Source organism: Pseudomonas sp. 7-41 (genome assembly GCF_021233075.1).
Classification (GTDB): Bacteria; Pseudomonadota; Gammaproteobacteria; order Pseudomonadales; family Pseudomonadaceae; genus Aquipseudomonas; species Aquipseudomonas veronii.
The window spans coordinates 534,628-553,290 of record NZ_CP089551.1 but is presented as its reverse complement, the minus strand read 5'-3'; the positions used below and the strand labels follow the sequence as shown (position 1 = coordinate 553,290).

15 protein-coding genes, 1 tRNA gene and 1 pseudogene are annotated in these 18,663 nt (G+C 55.0%); 12 read left to right on the top strand and 5 right to left on the bottom strand.

Annotated features, from left to right (window positions below; all coding sequences use genetic code 11):
• Positions 1 to 60 precede the first annotated feature (60 nt).
• The 7 genes and pseudogenes from LQ249_RS02425 (at position 61) to LQ249_RS02395 (ending at position 6,793) form a co-directional block, all read left to right on the top strand.
• The gene (locus tag LQ249_RS02425; protein ID WP_046385019.1) at positions 61 to 1,413 is read left to right on the top strand and encodes a TolC family outer membrane protein; all 1,353 of its coding nucleotides are present in this window, start codon (positions 61 to 63) and stop codon (positions 1,411 to 1,413) included.
• 46 nt (positions 1,414 to 1,459) lie between these two features.
• Positions 1,460 to 3,613 carry a type I secretion system permease/ATPase gene (locus LQ249_RS02420; RefSeq protein ID WP_046385020.1) on the top strand — a complete coding sequence of 718 codons (2,154 nt, stop codon included), beginning with the start codon at positions 1,460 to 1,462 and terminating at the stop codon, positions 3,611 to 3,613.
• Positions 3,603 to 4,979: an HlyD family type I secretion periplasmic adaptor subunit gene (locus tag LQ249_RS02415; protein ID WP_046385021.1), complete on the top strand. Its 1,377-nt coding sequence runs from the start codon at positions 3,603 to 3,605 to the stop codon at positions 4,977 to 4,979. The genes LQ249_RS02420 and LQ249_RS02415 overlap by 11 nt, the downstream gene beginning before the upstream one ends.
• A 130-nt stretch (positions 4,980 to 5,109) precedes the next feature.
• Positions 5,110 to 5,185 (top strand) — tRNA-Thr (locus LQ249_RS02410).
• A 168-nt stretch (positions 5,186 to 5,353) separates the two neighbouring features.
• Positions 5,354 to 5,521: a YhfG family protein gene (locus tag LQ249_RS02405; RefSeq protein ID WP_090234743.1), complete on the top strand. Its 168-nt coding sequence runs from the start codon at positions 5,354 to 5,356 to the stop codon at positions 5,519 to 5,521.
• Positions 5,518 to 6,142, top strand: a pseudogene (locus LQ249_RS02400) (Fic/DOC family protein). Before LQ249_RS02405 ends, LQ249_RS02400 begins: the two are co-directional and overlap by 4 nt.
• Before the next feature lie 375 nt (positions 6,143 to 6,517).
• Positions 6,518 to 6,793 (top strand): hypothetical protein, encoded by a 276-nt coding sequence (locus LQ249_RS02395; protein ID WP_232566169.1) that lies wholly within the window; start codon positions 6,518 to 6,520, stop codon positions 6,791 to 6,793.
• Positions 6,794 to 6,973: 180 nt separating this feature from the next.
• Here LQ249_RS02395 and LQ249_RS02390 read toward each other — a convergent pair whose 3' ends face one another.
• The 5 genes from LQ249_RS02390 to LQ249_RS02370 form a co-directional block, all read right to left on the bottom strand.
• Entirely contained in the window at positions 6,974 to 7,972 is a 999-nt protein-coding gene (locus tag LQ249_RS02390; protein ID WP_232566168.1) for a HEPN domain-containing protein, read from the bottom strand.
• 707 nt (positions 7,973 to 8,679) lie between these two features.
• Positions 8,680 to 9,588 (bottom strand): hypothetical protein, encoded by a 909-nt coding sequence (locus LQ249_RS02385; RefSeq protein ID WP_232566167.1) that lies wholly within the window; start codon positions 9,586 to 9,588, stop codon positions 8,680 to 8,682.
• 37 nt (positions 9,589 to 9,625) lie between these two features.
• On the bottom strand, positions 9,626 to 10,978 hold the full coding sequence (locus LQ249_RS02380; RefSeq protein ID WP_232566166.1) for a hypothetical protein: 1,353 nt from the start codon (positions 10,976 to 10,978) through the stop codon (positions 9,626 to 9,628).
• 405 nt (positions 10,979 to 11,383) lie between these two features.
• Positions 11,384 to 12,157 carry a HEPN domain-containing protein gene (locus tag LQ249_RS02375; protein ID WP_232566165.1) on the bottom strand — a complete coding sequence of 258 codons (774 nt, stop codon included), beginning with the start codon at positions 12,155 to 12,157 and terminating at the stop codon, positions 11,384 to 11,386.
• 395 nt (positions 12,158 to 12,552) lie between these two features.
• On the bottom strand, positions 12,553 to 13,122 hold the full coding sequence (locus tag LQ249_RS02370; protein WP_046488718.1) for a TetR/AcrR family transcriptional regulator: 570 nt from the start codon (positions 13,120 to 13,122) through the stop codon (positions 12,553 to 12,555).
• 146 nt (positions 13,123 to 13,268) lie between these two features.
• Between LQ249_RS02370 and LQ249_RS02365 the strand changes: the two genes are divergently transcribed.
• The 5 genes from LQ249_RS02365 (at position 13,269) to LQ249_RS02345 (ending at position 18,526) form a co-directional block, all read left to right on the top strand.
• Complete coding sequence (locus LQ249_RS02365) at positions 13,269 to 14,369, top strand: alkene reductase (protein ID WP_232566597.1); 1,101 nt, start codon at positions 13,269 to 13,271, stop codon at positions 14,367 to 14,369.
• 66 nt (positions 14,370 to 14,435) lie between these two features.
• Positions 14,436 to 15,224, top strand: coding sequence for an SDR family NAD(P)-dependent oxidoreductase (locus LQ249_RS02360; RefSeq protein ID WP_046488723.1), 789 nt, complete (start codon positions 14,436 to 14,438; stop codon positions 15,222 to 15,224).
• Between the two features lie 47 nt (positions 15,225 to 15,271).
• Positions 15,272 to 16,141 (top strand): alpha/beta fold hydrolase, encoded by an 870-nt coding sequence (locus LQ249_RS02355; RefSeq protein WP_128192232.1) that lies wholly within the window; start codon positions 15,272 to 15,274, stop codon positions 16,139 to 16,141.
• 68 nt (positions 16,142 to 16,209) lie between these two features.
• Complete coding sequence (locus LQ249_RS02350; protein WP_128192233.1) at positions 16,210 to 17,208, top strand: NADP-dependent oxidoreductase; 999 nt, start codon at positions 16,210 to 16,212, stop codon at positions 17,206 to 17,208.
• 331 nt (positions 17,209 to 17,539) lie between these two features.
• Positions 17,540 to 18,526, top strand: a complete 987-nt coding sequence (locus tag LQ249_RS02345) for an AraC family transcriptional regulator (protein ID WP_057005783.1) — start codon at positions 17,540 to 17,542, stop codon at positions 18,524 to 18,526.
• The last annotated feature ends 137 nt before the right edge of the window (positions 18,527 to 18,663 follow it).

Sequence of the window (18,663 nt, the reverse complement as noted above, 5' to 3'; positions counted from 1 at the left end):
ATGCACTATTTCAAGTTTGTTGCGGTTTTCCAGGCAACCAATCCCCAGGGAAGAATCACAATGCGTTTGCACTTATTCAAAGCTTTGCCTTTTGCTCTAGCCGCCAGTTTCGTACAGGCTCAAACGCTGACGGAAGCGATGCAGAAAGCGGTGGAAGTCCATCCGGAGATCCAAGCGGGTGTCAATGCGCGCATTGCTGCTGACTACCAAGTCGACGCAGCCAAAGGCGGCTACTTGCCTAAAGTCGACTTGCTGGGCGGTTATGGCCGTGAAAGCTCGGACAACACCACCACCCGCGCGGCCAGCAACAGCCACGATTGGAAAACCATGAACCGCGGCGAATCGACCATTCGTCTGCAGCAAAACCTGTTCCAGGGTTTTGGCACCCAAAATGAAGTAGGTCGCCAACAAGCCACCGCCAATTCCCGCGGTTATGCGCTGCTCAACACGACCGAGCGCACCGCCCTGACGGTCGCCCAGGTTTATCTGGATGTCTTGACCCGTCGCGAGATGGTGCAACTGGCAGAAGAGAACCTGAAAAGCCACGAACGCATTTTTGACCAGATCAAATTGCGCACCAGCCGTGGCGTCGGAAGAATGGCGGACATGGACCAGGCCGAAGCCCGTCTGGCTCAGGCTCGAAACAACCTGATCACCGAACAGACCAACCTGGCTGACGCCAATACCAACTACATGAGCGTTGTCGGCCAAGAGCCTGACCAACTGGAAAAGCCAGCGGGCATCGTGACCTTGCTGCCAGCCAGCCTGGATGACGCACGCCGCCAGATGATTGCCGACAGCCCGGTATTGCGCTCTGCCGAATCGGATATCACCGCCGCTGAAAAGCAGTACGAATCCGCCAAGTCGACCTTCTACCCGCGCTTCGATGCGGTACTGCAACGTTCAGCCAACGACAACATCGCCGGCGACCCAGGCCATGACAACAGCTATTCCGCCATGCTGAACATGCAGTTCAACCTGTTCAACGGCGGCACCGACAAGGCCAACCTGCAGTCCAAGGCTTCCCAGGCCTCCCAGGCGCTGGACATCCGCAACAACGCCCTGCGTCAGCTGAACGAAGAGCTGGGCCTGGCGTGGAACGCCTACAACAACGCCACCCAGCAGGTGCCGATCGCGCAGGAATACGTGGACCGCAGCACGCGAGTACGTACCTCGTATCAACAGCAGTTCAGCCTCGGTGAGCGTACACTGCTCGACTTGCTCGACAGCGAGAATGAACTGTTCACCGCTCAGCAGCGTCTGGCGCAGATCAAAAACCTGCAGATCTATACGCAGTATCGAATCAAGGCCGACATGGGCCAACTGCTGAGAAGTCAGGGCGTGGTAGCGCCGATGGCATCGGTTGTGCAGAACGATATTAAACCGTCGGTAAACCTGCCAGGGATGAACTGATTCTTGACGGCGTTGGACCACTCAACTGCAGTAAGAGAGAGTCAGCTTGGATTCTGAAATAGGTGTGGCGCAACTCAACCATGACCCGCGCAGTCAGCATGACGACCCCTTGCTGGACGGGTTGTTGACACTCTGCTCACTGCATTACAAACCCGCCAGCCGCGCAATGCTGACCACTGGGCTGCCACTCGCGGCCCAGCGTCTGAGCGCCGAGCTGCTGCCGCGTGCAGCCGCTCGGGCGGGTTTGCAGGGGCGGTTGCTGCAGCGCAAGCTGGAACAGATTCCATCCATCGCACTGCCCGCCATGCTGCTGCTCAAGGAAGGGCGCAGCGCGGTGCTGTTGGGCTGGGAAGGCGACACGGCGCGACTGCTGCTCAGCGAAAGCGACGGCGGCGAAGTACAGGTCAGCCGTGAAACCTTGAGTCAGGATTACAGCGGTCGGGTATTTTTCGCCCAACCGCAGCATAAATTTGACATCACCAGCGGCACGCTGATCCCGCGCGCACGCTCGTGGTTCCGAGACACCCTCAAGCGCTCGCGCTGGCTCTACGCCGACGCAATCGCCGCGAGCCTGGTGATCAACCTGATCGCCCTGGCCGCACCACTGTTTGTGATGAACGTGTACGACCGCGTGGTCCCCAACCAGGCCACCGCCACCTTGTGGATGCTGGCCATCGGTATCTGCGGCGCGTACTTGTTCGATCTGCTGCTCAAGAGCCTGCGCAGTTTATGCCTGGACCTGGCGGGCAAAAAAACCGACCTGATCATCTCCGCGACGCTGTTCGAGCGCATCGTGGGCATGGCCATGAAAGTGCGCCCGGCGCGGGTCGGCAGCTTTGCGCAGAACATCCATGAATTCCAGGGGATGCGCGACTTCCTCACCTCGCTGACCCTCGCGAGCCTGATCGACCTGCCCTTCACCCTGATCATCCTGGTGGTGATCGCCATGCTCGGCGGCCACCTGGTGTGGATTCCGATCATCGCCTTCCCGCTGGCCCTGGGTATCGGCCACATGCTCCAGAAACCGCTGACTGCGACACTGGAACGCACCATGGCCCTGGGCGCCGAGCGTCAGTCGAGCCTGATCGAAACCCTCGCCGGGCTCGATGCGGTCAAGGTCAATAACGCAGAAAGCGAGCGCCAGTATCAATGGGAACAGACCATTGGCACCCTCAGCCGCCTGGAACTGCGGGTCAAGGTGTTGTCCGGCCTGGCCATGAACATCACCTTGCTGATCCAGCAAGTGGCCGGCGTGGCGATGATCATTTTCGGTGTGTACCAGATCATTGATGGCGCCCTCAGCATGGGCGGCCTCGTTGCCTGCTACATGCTCAGCGGCCGCGCACTGGGCCCGTTGGCGCAACTGTCGGGGCTGCTGACGCGTTACCAGCAAGCCAAGGTGACGATGGTCTCGGTCGACCAGATGATGGAGTTGCCGCAAGAACGCAACTACGACGAACGCCCGCTCAGCCGCAAGGCGCTGCAAGGCGCGATGACGTTCCGCGAAGTCGACTTCACCTACCCGAACCAACAAAACCTGGCGCTGCGCGGCATCAACCTGAATGTGCGGGCGGGCGAGAAGATCGGCATCATCGGGCGCAGCGGCTCGGGCAAAAGCTCGCTGGCCAAACTGCTGGTCGGTCTTTACCAGCCGGATTCGGGCTCGTTGCTGGTCGATGGCGTGGACATTCGCCAGATCGATGTCAGCGAATTGCGCCACAACATCGGCTACGTGGCCCAGGACATCCAACTGCTGGCCGGCACCTTGCGCGACAACCTCGTCTCGGGTGCGCGCTACGTGGACGACGAAATGGTGCTGCAAGCCGCAGAACTGGCCGGCGTGCATGAATTTGCCAGGCTGCATCCACAGGGTTACGAACTGCAAGTGGGCGAACGCGGGCAAAACCTCTCCGGCGGCCAGCGACAAAACGTCGCCCTCGCCCGTGCATTGCTATTGAACCCACCGATCCTGCTGCTGGACGAACCGACCAGCGCCATGGACAACACCGGCGAAGAGCGCCTGAAACAGCGCTTGCAGTCGGTGATCGAAAACAAGACGGTGATTCTGGTCACCCACCGCGCCTCGCTGTTGAGCCTGGTGGATCGCCTGCTGGTGATCGACCGTGGCCAGATACTCGCGGACGGTCCAAAAGCGGCCGTCATGGAAGCGCTGAAAAAGGGGCAGATCAGTGTTGCTTAAATCCGGCCCACGCCGTTTGAAAGACGTCATCTTCGGCTATTTCAGAGGCACCGACTCGCTCGAAGACCAGCCCTTGCCCGAAGTCGAAAAAGCCCTGGTCGACGACGCCCCGCGCATCGTGCGCCTGACCATTTGGGGCGTGATCGGCTTCTTCGTGTTCCTGATACTGTGGGCGCACTTTGCGATCATCGATGAAGTGACCAAAGGCGAAGGCAAGGCGATCCCCTCCTCGCGCATCCAGAAAATCCAGAACCTGGAAGGCGGCATCGTCGCCCAGATCTACGTGCATGAAGGCCAAATCGTCGACGCCGGTGCGCCGCTGGTACGCCTGGACGACACACGCTTTGCCTCCAACGTCGGCGAAACCGAAGCCGACCGCGTGGCCATGGAACTGCGCGTGGAGCGCCTCAGCGCCGAAGTCGAAAATCGCCCGCTGAACATTACCGAAGACGCGCGCAAAGCCGTGCCCAACCAGGCTTCGAACGAAGAGTCGCTGTACCTGAGCCGACGCCAGCAACTGTCGGACGAAATCGGCGGGCTGCAACAACAACTGCTGCAACGCCAGCAGGAACTGCGTGAATTCGCCTCCAAGCAGGACCAATACCGCAACAGCCTGAACCTGCTGCGCCAGGAGATCGGCATGTCCGAACCGCTGGTACAACAGGGCGCGGTCTCGCCGGTAGAAGTGCTGCGCCTCAAACGCTCCGAAGTGGAAACCCGCGGCATGCTCGATGGCACCACCCTGGCCATCCCCCGCGCCCAGGCCGCCATCAACGAAGTGCAACGCAAAATCGACGAGACCCGCGGCAAATTCCGCAGCGAAGCCCTGGCTCAACTGAACGAAGCGCGCACCAACCTGAGCAAGGCCCAAGCCACCTCCAAAGGCCTGGAAGACCGCGTCAGCCGCACCATGGTCACCTCCCCCGTGCGCGGTATCGTCAAGCAAATGCTGGTCAACACCGTGGGCGGCGTGATCCAGCCCGGCAGCGACATCGCCGAAGTCGTACCGCTGGACGACACCTTGCTGGTAGAAGCCAAGATCCGCCCGCAAGACATCGCCTTCCTCCACCCCGGCCAGGAAGCAATGATCAAATTCACCGCCTACGACTACACCATCTACGGCGGCCTCAAAGGCAAACTCGAACAGATCGGCGCCGACACCGTGATGGATGAAGAGAAGAAAAACACCTTCTACGTCATCAAACTGCGCACCGACCGCAGCCACCTCGGCACCGACGACAAACCTCTGCTGATCATCCCCGGCATGGTGGCCTCTGTGGACATCATCACCGGCAAGAAGAGCATCTTGAGCTACCTGCTCAAGCCAATCATCAAATCCCGCGCAGAGGCCATGCACGAGCGCTGATCGGGGCATTTGGCTGCGGGAGAAGCGGGTAAATGCAGGGCGAAGGGCGAAAACTTGGGTTTTCGCAAAAATAGTCAGATTTCAGGGGTTTACAGAACTTTTTCAATCGCTATAATCGTCGCCCTAACACGCCGGTATAGCTCAGTTGGTAGAGCAACTGACTTGTAATCAGTAGGTCCCGGGTTCGACTCCTGGTGCCGGCACCATATTAAAAAGCCTCGCAGCGATGCGAGGCTTTTTTTTGCCTGACGAAATGTCCTTCCAGCCCGGCCTTCGGTGGGAGCATCTCCCAAGGCGACGAGTAGCGCTGATGCAGAGCCAAACAGCTAGTTGAATAAGCTATACTCTCGGGCACACATCCGTGGAGAGCAGACGTGGAAAAGCTGAGTTTTCAAGCCAAAAAAGCCTACTTCGCCAAACACCGTAAATCCAACTTCGCGGCCAGCTTGCGCCTCGAGGGTTTTACGACCTCTCCAAATGACGATCACAAGCTTCCCACTCGCGAAGCTGCGCTCATGGCCGTTCGGCAAATCAAAGCTTGAGTAGTAATGACAAATACGGGGTCGATCAGGATCCCTACTGTTACCGGGGAACAGGTACCCTCAAAAACCTACTTGATTTGCATGATGAGGACGACCTCAACGAGGCCGAACGCTATCTCACCGAGGCTGCCGCAGAGCGCGCTTGAGTTCATAGAGCCGCCATACAGCCTGGATACTCTGAAACAAATTCATCGTACCCTATTCTCGGCTATCTATAGTTGGGCCGGCGAGCTCCGGACGGTAAAGATCAGCAAAGGTGGAAATCAGTTCTGCGTCCCTGACCGCATAGAGCCGGAAGCCGCCAGAGAATTCCGAAAAGTCGAGTCCAACGGCTGGTTTGAAGGCTATTCACGCGACTTACTGCTCAAAGCCGTCGCCGAGTCCTACAGTACGTTGAACGTCGCACATCCCTTCCGAGAAGGTAACGGACGAGCCCAGCGGATGCTGTTCGAATGGATCATCATCAACGCGGGTTACGAGATCAATTGGTGGGAAGTCGACAAACAAGAATGGATTAAAGCGAATCATCAGTCATTTCATGGCGACGATGGCCCGCTGATCCAGATATTTGATCGTTGCATTGGTCTGCCGATCATGGAAGACAATGCAGACGACGCCTGATGGGGAGTGAACAAGCCCCATGAAAAAAGACAGGACAGCGTTTCCCCCGGCGACCAGCTATACAAGCGCTACACACTTTTGTGACAGGTAAAGAAAAGGGCCACCATTGCCGGCAGCCCTTGAAAGTACGCTTGATATTCATATACACACCCTCAAGCAGGGGTGTGGGGGTCTCACCCTACGCTGATGATCCAACCATCGACGGGGTTCCTACGCCAGTTATAGCCGCTGGATGGCAACTGGTTTCGCGCTCACGGCTAAATTAGGAAAATAGGGGTCAGAGCATGTTTTCAATAATGGTGGTCTGACCCCTGTTTCCTATGAGCTGGGGCACGGCCGTACCGACGTAGTGTCGGCTTACATTGGGGGTCGAGCATGAGCATGGCATTCGATATGGAGCTGTTCCTGTCAGGCGTCCTGACCGGGTCGCATACCACACGCCACCGCCACCTTCGTCAGGCGAAGGCTATCCAAACAGCAATCGCTGAGCGCTGGCAACGCGACAATCCATGGACTTGGCAGAGAAAGCATCTTGAGTGGTTTTTTAATTGCCACCTAAACCAGCACGCTGAATCAACGCGCTATTACTATCTGCTGACCATGCAATTACTCTCCCATCGCTTAGGAAAACCCTGGCACTTCAACCGCTAAACGAAGGTCAGAAAACAGCCAAATGCTGCCTTCCGCTACCGGCTGCAACCGACCCAGCGGACTGTCGCAAAAAAAAGTATAGCGGCCAATATGGAGGGGCAGCTATCGACCCGTATCGACCTTTACATCATCAACTTCAACGCACCTAGCTCCCTGAACCCCGCCTGGCGAAACGAACGATCATTCATCGTGATCATCTATCTCCAGAAAAAACTGCATCTCACGCGGAACAATAGCCTTGGTAACACCCAGCTTCCGATCACGTAAGTGATCGAAAAATTTGTCCTCTAGTTTCCCAGGTCCCTCATTCAAGTTTTCACACAAAAACATGCTGCAATAGAGAGCACGAGCAGCTAGTGATCTCGCGACCTCAACGTGTTTACCAGTAACAGAGGAAACACCAGAGTGGACTATTGAAGACCTCAAATCGTATGCTTCGCGGAGCATACGGTGAGCGTTTAGGCGTTGCTCGGCAGGGAAGCAAAGTAAAGATGAGAAGTCAGCAAGCGTTGCTTTAATTGGGGAGCTTTTGTCTCGCGAAAATATAGATTCAATGGATATAACGTAAAATAGAAAGCTTGCCACCTTGTCGTCAGCGTTGAACGCCATTGAGAAAAATTTAAATGCGTTCCGCATGCGGGAATACATGCTCTCCTTGGATGAGTTCAAATGCTCAAAGAAAAAAACGAAATCGGGCTTTCTAAGAAATTTCAGTAGTTCTTCACTCAATTCAAAGTTGAATGACAGCGACTTTGTGGTTGGGAATCTTCTGAATTCACCTGTTGTTTTGCTAAGAAGGAAAAAATGATTAACCGCCCCTGTATGACCGAAGCCGGCGTCGGTGCCTGTGAATAGGTTGGCGAAAACCTCTATCAGTCTACTTAGGGTTCTAAATTTTGACTCCACGCTAAAACGAAGACGATCCTCATCTCCATGAGCATCCACAGTTACCAAGATTTCGCGGGCGAGTGCTTCGTGTGAGGTCCGTGCTGCATGCATAAAGTCCGTCACGCTTACAGGGGGGAAATTGTGCTTTACGATTATCTTGTTGAGGAGCTTGGCAGAGGTTGCTGGCGGAGAAAAGGTGAACTCCCCCAACTTAAATTGTCGCAAAAGAGGAGGCTTAATTAGATGAGGGAATCCAAATGGTTTTCTGAAGCCCAATGGGATGATCGCCAAATAGTCCCGCTGTCCGGTAGTTCCAATTATTGCATCCTCAAGCTTTTGAGCGAATTGCTCGGCGCTCAGCGGGGAGTGGTGATCAATTACAGCATAAACTATTTCGAGAACATAGAGCCAGTCTAAGTGGCGAGAAACATAACTTGATTTGAATATCGCCTTGAACAGTTCCTCATCTTCTTCCCAGTTGCCTGGGCGCTCGACACTCCCATCATAGCCATTTTGGCCTAACGCCTTATAATACGCCTCAAGGGGCTTCCGGATGGCGCGCTACTGCTTTTTTGTCAATAGTGATTTTGTCACGACCGTCCATGATTTGCTTCCTTCATAGCTCAAAGATTTTGATATTTATCCGGAATGCCAGCCGTAGTTATCGATTTAAATGACATACTCGGTGAGCATTAAAAATGTACTAATTATTTGCTTAGGCTGGGAAAACCTCAGAACTCCGAGCCGATACGAGCTTGGGTGCGCCGAACATTTTCATAGTAATCGCTCGCGTGATGGCCAGCGAATGACACCACTTAATTGTCAAGCTTATCTGTCATCTCTACTAGGTGCCTATGACGGTCAGTAAGCATGTCTGAACCTCCGCTCTTGTTCGTTTGCTGCCTGTTCGGAATGGCAGCAAACGATCAATGCTGGAAACTAATATTCAAATTCAGTGGCTGCGACGCAGTTCGCTGAGTTGACTGGCTAGACTGTTACTAAAGGCCAATTGCTGTTTGAATTGCCTTGGCTGCGACGGTGGCTCCAATCTTCGTTGCCACATCAAGCGCCCACTTCCCAGCGGATTTCAAATGCTCCAATGCCCCTGCGCCATCCTGTCTCTTCGCCGCGTTCTCCGCAGCACCAATGCTAGCAACTGCCTGGTCGTGTTCGACTTCGGTAGCTTGATTACGCATTGAATTGCGAAGTGTCGTAAGCTCCGCAGTAAGCGCAGGTAGATCGAGATTGGATGCTGCTTGTTGCATTACTTGGTTAAATGTATTGTTTTCCGCTTTGGCGTTGGGCCCGATAGCACCAACCTGCCCTGTTACGTTGTACTGGTCACCCATAGAAATCTCCTGAGAAATGAACTGCTGAACAAAAACCTGATTATGTTTTGGAAACAAACGCTTATTGGCATCAATTTCTTTTGAATTGAAATCATGGACTTGATTGTACACACTACAATCTAAAAAGTGGCAGGGAGATATAAAGCCCCACTCATATCGCCAATCGTTGGGGGTTTTTTCCCTTTCAGCAATCCTACGCCCGCAGTCGCTATCAATTTCATCTACGTATTTCGCCAAGTAGCTTGCGTAGTAATGAAGATAAGCGAAAGTAACCTCAGGGCAAAAATTTGAAAAAGCGCTCCAGTTTCCTTGAATACCATGTATGCAAGTTTCCTCTTCAGCAATAACTGGTAGCAGTTCGGAGCTAGCCCAAAAAGCATCCAAAGACGCTTTTTTATCATCGTTTATAGAGGTGATGATTCTTGCTTCGCCAAGCATATATATGCTCGCATAGTATCTTGGGCATTTATGTACATTTGCGTAGGGGCACGAGGCGGGAGCATTTTTCTCTGAGCTTTTGCTTCTGTACCATGAAGAATCAGGGATGGTGATAGGCATTGCTAATGTCCTGGAAAAATCTAACTATAGATATTTGCTACAGATCAATTGCTATTTGAATTGCCTTAGCCGCGACATTGGTTCCAATATTCGTTGCCACATCGAATGCCCACTTTCCAGCAGATTTCAAATGTTCCAATGCCCCTGCGCCATCTTGTTTTTTAGCCGAGCTCTCCGCAGCGCCAATGCTAGCAACTGCCTGGTCGTGTTCGATTTCGGTAGCTTGATTACGCATTGAGTTGCGAAGTATCGCAAGCTCCGTAGCAAGCGCAGGTAGGTCGAGACCGCATGCCGCTTGTTGTAAGACTTGGGTGAACGTATTGTTTACAGCTTGAGCGTTAGGGCCGATTGCTCCGACTTGTCCTGTTACGTTGTATTGATCATTGGAAATGAACTGAAAAACAACTTGTTTAGGCTGCGGAGACGAGGATTCATGAGCGCTGATGTTTTCTGAGATTGGAGTTAAGTTTAATTCGTTCCCCTGCTCTAGCTCATGTCGGATACTAAATTCGCTCGTCAATAGCCCCCACATTCGCTGAGCAGAAATGCTATCAGGTAAAAAATATTTCGCATCATTAATGATTGGTTCAATGATCTTGCCAGAGATAAAATCAGACTTTAAATCTCGTTTAATTGCGCATGCAAATTCCATTAATGAGGACGCGTTTTTAAAACGTTGAATATTCCCTTCAATTTGATTGGTGCTACAGTGAGGTGGCAAGTAGGAAAGAACTCCTTGCCTATCTATTAGCACCAATGTTTTATCGATTCGATGGATCTTGTTTTTTTGGATAACCGAATCAACTATGTCTGATTCTTCGATAGTGTGACGCGTTAGGATTTCGACTAGACGATGTAACGTATCTTCCGCCTCGCTACCTAAATTCATAATTTGAATGGCTGGAAAGATTTTAGGAGGCGCGGAAAGTTTTTTTATACTAGCGGTGCCGGTAGTAGTGATCGCAAGAATTTCAGAAACAAACTTAAACAACCCATGATGGGATTTAATATCTTGCAAGCCGGCAATGGTAGCAAGGCATTCGACATCAAAAGCCTGTACTTTTACTGAAGCGCAAATGCAAGATAAATATCTTCGCAAGCTTACTGTTACTTGAAGGCGTTGTTGTACCTGCTCAAAAAAAACCGTGAAGGTAAATTGTTTTCCTTCAACACCTAGCTCGCTCTTCGACGACCGCAACGCGTGATGAAAGTTCTTTGTTGGCTCAAGTGTTGTGGGCGCGTAAGGGACGCGTGGATTGCCTCCAAGCGTACGCAAAAAAGAGCTAGCCCCTTTGATATTGAAAAGCGGGTTAGCCAGCCTAGTTTTTTCAATCCCTTGTGGGGAAAGACTGGAGAAGATTTTCCAACCTAATTCGACATGGTATGACACATTTCAAACCTTCATTGGGTTGGCGAGGGAGGAGTCGAACCTCCTTGTTCTAGCAACCTAGAATCTGTCGGCTCAATGTCTCCAAAGCGCCGTCCACACAGCCCGCCGCCGACGAGAATATCACGCCAGTATTTGTAAACAATATGAATTGTCCTCAAATTTGTTGACACATCCGGATGACAGCACTTGGCCGTCTGCTGCGTGTTACCACGGGCAGCTTTTGGCGGATTCAGCCTATTCTCTACGGTCGAATGCGCTTATGAAGGCACGGAAGAACGCAATTTCCCCGCGTGCGCCTTTCGAATTTTTTCGAAAGGCAATCTGAAGCTTGGCACCAATCATTGAAAACTAAAGCTCCATTTCAGCTATCCATTCCAGTGCATCAACACCAATATTGTTGACACATCAATCTTCGCCTGCTTCGGCCAATATGGGCCCTTCTAGGTCATCATCCGCGACTGGCAGAGCGGCAGGTGCCGCTGCGTCATTCGCTACCGCAGGCACCCGTCGTGCCTCAGGAGTCGGGATGCGGTTGCAAATTATCTCGTCCATAGCGGTTACCATGTCTTCCAACGCTTTAATCCATCGCTTGACCTTAACCTCGTCAATATCTTGGATGCGGTTTGCCTGATTGTAATCTCCGGCATGAACGATCTCATGGCGTCGAATGATGAGGTCCCCCACCCGGCTCTTGATGTGAGCCTGACGAGCCTTCCTGAAAGCGGCGTCAGTTAGCTTATTTAATCGATACACAAGAAATACGGAGTCGATAACGTCAAATCGCTGGGTGGTATATTGAGCGTAATATGATCGTACTAAATTGCGTATACGACGGTAGGGGCGCTCCATAGTCAGAAGGCTTAATGCTTCACGCGTATCTAGGCCTGCTTTCAAAAGCAGTTCAACCAGCGAGTCATCGGGGCGCTGCCTTTTAAGGTACGTGGCTAGCTTTTCGACGAACACGTCGGTCACATAGGCGTCCAGAGCCGCCACTGCAAGCACGACCGCTGCGCGGATTATATCCTTGGGAGCTGACGGGACGTTTTCATCCGCCGCGTTCATCGTGTGGATCGTCGTATAGGCGTCTACTAATGTTTCGCAACGCCTGGCGGTCTTATGGAATTTTGCAAAAGCTTTCGATGCCATCCTTGCCTCAGTTACTGCTTTGAAAGGCGTCATATTGACATCATTCAAAATGCAGCCGCTAGCACAGACGTCACTCTTGTCAGTGCCACTTCCGGCGACAACGTCGCTGATGCCTCGAAAGGCCCGGGTTCGATTCCACAGAAAGCCATAACTAGCTGATTTATTTATAGTTACTAGTTGGGGTACGCTAAATTTTCCACCGCATTCCAGATCTGCAGAAATCCTAGCCTCGTCCAAAGATACCGTTCGTCTGGTGCCGCCATACAAAACAAAGCCCCCGCAGAAATGCGAGGGCTTTGTTGTTTCGGGGGTGAACGAGCGGTTACTGAAGGAAGAGTCAGCAAGCAAATCCTGCCCCCCCCAAGGGCTACCCCCAACACAGAAAAATCATGCTCCTCCCCCGCCCCCCACAACCATCAAACCCCCAACTACTCCGACAACGACTCGATCATCTGCCCATGACACACCGCCAAAATCTCATCCGCCAGCGCCGAGTCGTCAGGGCAGGCGCGCGATAGCGTGATCGCGCCGACCGCGCGTGCCAGCAGGTCGATCATTTTCTGCCTTGCCTCACCCGGCGCCGCATCCGGGCCGGTCGGGTATTTTTCGCCGAGCGTTTGCAGCATGTGCTCGATGCCTTCAGCGAATGCCGATTTCAAGTCGCCCGATTGACGCGCTGCGTCACCGCACAGCGCTGCCATGGTGCAACCCGTGGCGCGTCTGTCGCGATGCTCCCTGGAGACGTACAGATCGATGAAGTCCTTCACGCTCAATGCTTCGGCGTTGGCCAGTGAGTGCGCAAGGCTGTTGGCTGAGGCTTCGGCCATCAGGTCGGCCTTTGAAGCGAAATGTTTGTAGAAACCGCCATGGGTGAAACCGGCGGCGGCCATCAGGTCGGCCACGCCGACTCCGTCAAAGCCGCGCTCGCGAAACACGACTGACGCCGTTTCGACGATGTGCTCCCGATTTGCCTGGGCCTGAGCCTTGGACACTCGCATGTTCGATACCTCTCTACCGCTGAAATTCATCGGCTGATGATACATAGATGTCGACCATAATCAAAACCGTTGACAGTTTAGATTTCGATCATCATCCTAATCGCAAGCGAGATAACCATTTACCAACGGGCACGGAACACACACCCATGAGCGACTCAAACCTGTTTACCCCCTACACACTGGGGGCTCTGACGCTGTCGAACCGCGTGGTTCTCGCGCCACTGACGCGCAATCGCGCCGGAAAGGGTTTTGTACCGAGTGAGTTTGCTGCGGCCTATTACAGCCAGCGGGCCAGTGCGGGGTTGCTGATTTCCGAAGCCTCGCAGATCTCCCAGCAGGGGCAGGGCTATCAGGACACGCCAGGTATTTACACAGCGGCTCAGATAGAGGGATGGCGCAAGGTGACCGATGCCGTACACGCCAAGGGCGGGAAGATTTTCCTGCAGCTGTGGCATGTGGGCCGAGTTTCCCACGTGGATCTGCAACCGCACGGCGCGGCGCCGGTAGGCCCTTCCGCGCTGCGTGCGGCGACCAAGGTGTTCGTCAACAATCGCTTCGAGGACGTTTCCGAGCCGCGCGCGCTGGAAATTGACGAGCTCCCAGGCATCGTCAACGATTTCCGCCAAGTGGCGGCAAACGCCATTGCGGCAGGCTTCGACGGTGTGGAAATCCACGGTGCAAACGGCTATTTGCTGGATCAGTTCATCAAGGACAGTGCCAACCTGCGCACTGATGCCTACGGCGGCTCGATCGCAAACCGTGCGCGCCTGCTGCTGGAAGTGACAGCCGCGGTGGCCGCCGAGATCGGTGCTGATCGCACGGGGATTCGCCTTTCGCCGGTCTCGCCGGCCAATGGGGTATCGAGCAGTGATCCGCAGGCTCAGTTCGATTACATCGTCGATCAACTCAATGCCCTGGACGTCGTTTATCTGCACGTCGTCGAAGGCGCAACCGGCGGGCCACGCGATGTGGCGCCCTTTGATTTCGACGCCTTGCGCCAGCGCTTCAAGAATACTTACATCGCCAACAACGGCTATGACCTGGACCTGGCCACCGCACGCCTTGCGCACGATAGGGCCGACCTGATCGCCTTTGGCCGCCCGTTTATCGCCAACCCCGATCTGGTGGAGCGGCTCAAGACCGCTGCGCCGCTGTCCGCCTTCGACCCCTCCACGCTCTATGGCGGCGGCGCGGCGGGATACATCGACTACCCAACGCTTGCCGAATCCAGCACCCGCGCGAACTGAGCACTGGCTGATCGAGCCCGGTTTTATTCGTGCATCAATCCATGTTCCCGATAAAGAGCTGACATCATGACGACTTACCCTACCGTTCTCATCACTGGCGCTTCCACTGGCATCGGCGCGGTTTACGCCGAGCGTTTTGCCCAACGCGGGCATGATCTGGTGTTGGTTGCCCGCGACCACGCGCGCCTGGAAACGCTCGCCGCAAAGTTGCGTGGCGAACACAACGTCGCCGTTGAAGTGCTTGCGGCCGACCTGACTCAACTCGGCGACCTGCACACCGTCGAAGCGCGCCTGCGGGATGACGCTCGCATCGGCATCCTCGTCAACAATGCCGGTGCCGCGCAGTCCGGCAGCTTCATCGAGCAAAGCACCGACAGCGTGGCGCAACTGGTGGCCCTCAACACCACGGCGCTGGTGCGACTCGCCAGCGCCATCGCGCCACGCCTGGCCAAAGCCGGTGCAGGCGCGATCATCAACATCGGTTCGGTGGTGGGCCTGGCGCCTGAGTTTGGTATGTCGGTCTACGGGGCGACCAAGGCGTTTGTGCTGTTCCTTTCCCAAGGCCTGAGCCTGGAGCTTTCGCCTCAGGGTGTTTATGTGCAGGCCGTATTGCCCGCGGCCACCCGCACGGAGATCTGGGATCGCGCCGGTATCGACATCAACACCTTGAGCGAAGTCATGGAAGTGGCTGACCTGGTCGATGCCGCACTGGTCGGCTTCGATCGCCGCGAACCGGTGACCATTCCGCCGCTGCAAGAAGGCGAGCGCTGGGATGCCCTGCAAACCGCACGTCAGGGTCTTTTGTCGCAGATCAGACAGTCCGTCGTGGCGCCGCGTTATTTGACTGAAGTCTGAACCCTGTCGAGCAGGTCGGCCTCGCTCAGCAATCGCACGGAATAAACATGACTCTTTTGGCTAGCAGCAATCATCCCGGTTCACCGTCGTCATTTATCCACGCGGCGAACCAGTCGGTTCTGGTGGGCGGGATACCTTTTGCCTACCGCGATCTGGGCCCCAGAACGCAGGTTCCGCTGGTCATGTTCAACCATTGGGGGGCAGTGCTGGATAACTTTGACCCCAGGATCATTGACGGTCTGGCGAAAAACCGGCGTGTCATCACCACCGATTACCGTGGTATCGGTGGCTCGGGGGGCGTCGCGCCGTTGACCGTCGGTGAAATGGCTGACGATGGCATCGGTTTTATCCGTGCGTTGGGTTTGGACAAGGTGGACCTGCTCGGCTTTTCACTCGGCGGCTTCGTCGCTCAAGACATCGCCCTGAAAGCCCCCGAACGCGTGCGCCGGCTGATCCTCACCGGAACCGGACCGGCCGGCGGCACAGGCATCGACAACGTCGGTTCGGTGACCTGGCCGTTGATGCTCAAGGGGCTGCTGACGCTACGCGATCCCAAGTTCTACCTATTCTTTACCGGCACGGCCAACGGACAACGCGCCGCGTCCGAGTATTTGCGACGGCTGAAAGAACGCCAGCAAGACCGGGACAAAGGCCCGACACCCCGTGCGTTTTTTCGGCAATTAAAAGCCATTACTGCGTGGGGCAAGCAGGCGCCGCAAGACCTCGGGCGCTTGCAGATGCCGACGCTGATCGCCAACGGCGACAACGACATCATGGTGCCCACGGTCAACTCGCTTGAGCTGGCAAAGCGAATCCCCGACGCGCAACTGGTCATTTACCCGGACGCCGGGCATGGCAGCATTTTCCAGCACCCTGGCGATTTCGTGAGCAAGACCTTGGCGTTCCTCGACGCCTGAACGTCTCATCGCATCAACGTTGCCGGGGCCGCGCCCCGTTCTCATTCCACCGACAAGAGCGTTGCAACATGAAGGCATTTCTTATCGACCGCTACGGCAAGCAGAACGGCATGCTTGGCGAAGTGCCCGACCCTGCGGTCGGTGTGCATGACGTTCTGATCCAGGTGCACGCAACAAGCGTGAACCCGTTGGACTCGAAGATCAGAACCGGCGAATTCAAACTGATCCTGCCTTATACATTTCCATTGGTCTTGGGCAACGACCTGGCGGGGGTGGTCGTTCGCACAGGCTCGGCGGTGACGCGGTTCAACCCGGGAGACGAAGTCTATGCACGCCCTCCCGAGGATCGCATCGGCACGTTTGCCGAACTGATCGCCGTGAACGAAAACGCGCTCGCGCTGAAACCCTCGAACCTGGACATGGCCGAAGCGGCGTCCGTCCCCTTGGCCGCCTTGACGGCCTGGCAGGCGCTGGTTGAGACCGCCCAGCTGAAAAAAGGCCAGAAGGTGTTGATTCATGCCGGCTCCGGCGGTGTCGGCACGTTTGCCATCCAGCTCGCCAAACACCTCGGCGCTTTCGTTGCAACCACCACCAGCACGGCGAATGTCGAATGGGTGAAGGCGCTTGGGGCGGATGTGGTCATCGACTACAAGAAGCACGACTTTGCGAGCGAATTACACGATTTCGACGTGGTATTAAACAGCCAGGGCAAGGATGTGCTGATGAAATCGGTCGAGGTTCTCAAGCCCGGCGGACAGCTCATTTCCCTCTCCGGGCCACCGACGGCAGCCTTTGCCCAAGCGCAAGGCTTGTCCTGGATGCTGCGACAAGTCATGCGCCTGCTGAGCAGCGGTATTCGTAGAAAAGCCCGCAAGCACGGGGTGAACTATGCATTTCTGTTTATGCGGGCCAGCGGCGCACAACTGCAAAAAATCACCTCGCTTATCGAAGCTGGTGTCATCAAACCGGTCATTGATCGTTCCTTCCCTTTTGAATCGACGGCAGAGGCGTTGCGCTACGTCGAGCAGGGCAGATCAAAAGGCAAAGTCATCATCACTCTCCAATAAGCGCACTCCAACAATATGTCAGTCGATAACGTGCACGCCGCCAAGTACCAGCCCCCAGCGCCTGAACCAGAGGAACCGCCACCGCACACACAGGCGCCGTTGCAACCGCAAGTTGCACCTGTGGAAGCGCCGATAATCATTTGGCGTAGCTTGATGCTTGAGCAGTAACGGGAAAGGGGACGAATGTCGAAAAGCGATGATCTTGTCGCCGAATCGACCATCATGTTTACTGTGCTTTCAACAGCGCGACTTCAGCAGAAGTTCCACACGTATTTCCCCGCGCACCCAGACGGTTTCAAGTGGATTGCCTCTAAAAACAGGTGCGCCCCCCATGACGAATGCTGCGCCAGCCATCAAACTCAGCACTCTTCGACAAATAGCCCCCTATCTGAGCATGCGCAGCGTGTTGCCGCTGGAGTTCTTTCGGCGTTTTGGTATCTCTCCTCACGTGTTTCAAAACCCGGATGCCTGGGTACCACGAGCGGCCTGCTTTCATATCGCCAACGAAATGGCAGCTATCGCACAGGACCCCTTCGCCGGTGCGTCTGTGGGGCATTTGACCGACGTGCGCTCACTCGGTGCATGGGGCGAATTGATATTGGGTTCCACCAGCCTCGCTCAGGCGTGTGCAATGGCGGCAGTCCATACGCAATTACTGCATCAAGGAGGAGAAGTAAACATTGTCACCGAAGGGCGCACGACGAAACTCATCCACCACTTTAACGGGCAGCACGGGGCTGATCCGAAGCAAGTCATTACCGCCAGCCTGGTGGTGCTCAGAAAAGTGCCGCTCATGTCCGGCGAGCCCGGCGCCATACGCGTACATCTAAAGAACCCAAGAGAAAGAGGCGACGAGGCGCTTGAAGAATACCTGGGCCCGAATCTCCACATGAACGCTGAGTACAACATGATCGAGTTCGATCGTGAGTTGCTTGAAATTCCCCTGCACTACACTCGGGATATTGCCTGGAAAACCACTCAAGCCTTGAAGTCGACCACTGAAACAGCTGACGTGCTCGCCAAGCAGATAGCGGATCAGGAACTGTCCAAACTTGCGACTATTTCACGAACGATCGGGCTGTCGCCCCGAACGTTGCAGCGTCGCCTCGAACATTGCGGCATCGACTTTGACGCATTACGTGACGAGACACGTCGTAGCGAAGCATTTCAGTTACTGGCCAGCGGTAAATACAGCGCAACCGAGATTGCCTATATGGTCGGCTACAGCGATCCCGCGCACTTCACGCGTGCCTTCAAGCGCTGGACCGGGAGCCCGCCGTCGCGCTATCGCTCCATCTTGTTGAAACAAGATCGTTAACCTCCCCTCCTGACGCCTGCTTGCCCAACTCTTTAGCCCCGTTCAGGGATGGCCTTCGCGTGCGCGCTCGCTTTGCTTTTGGCACCAAATGGCAAGTTTGTGCCAAGGCGTTCTTATACAGTCAAAAAGTTAACGCC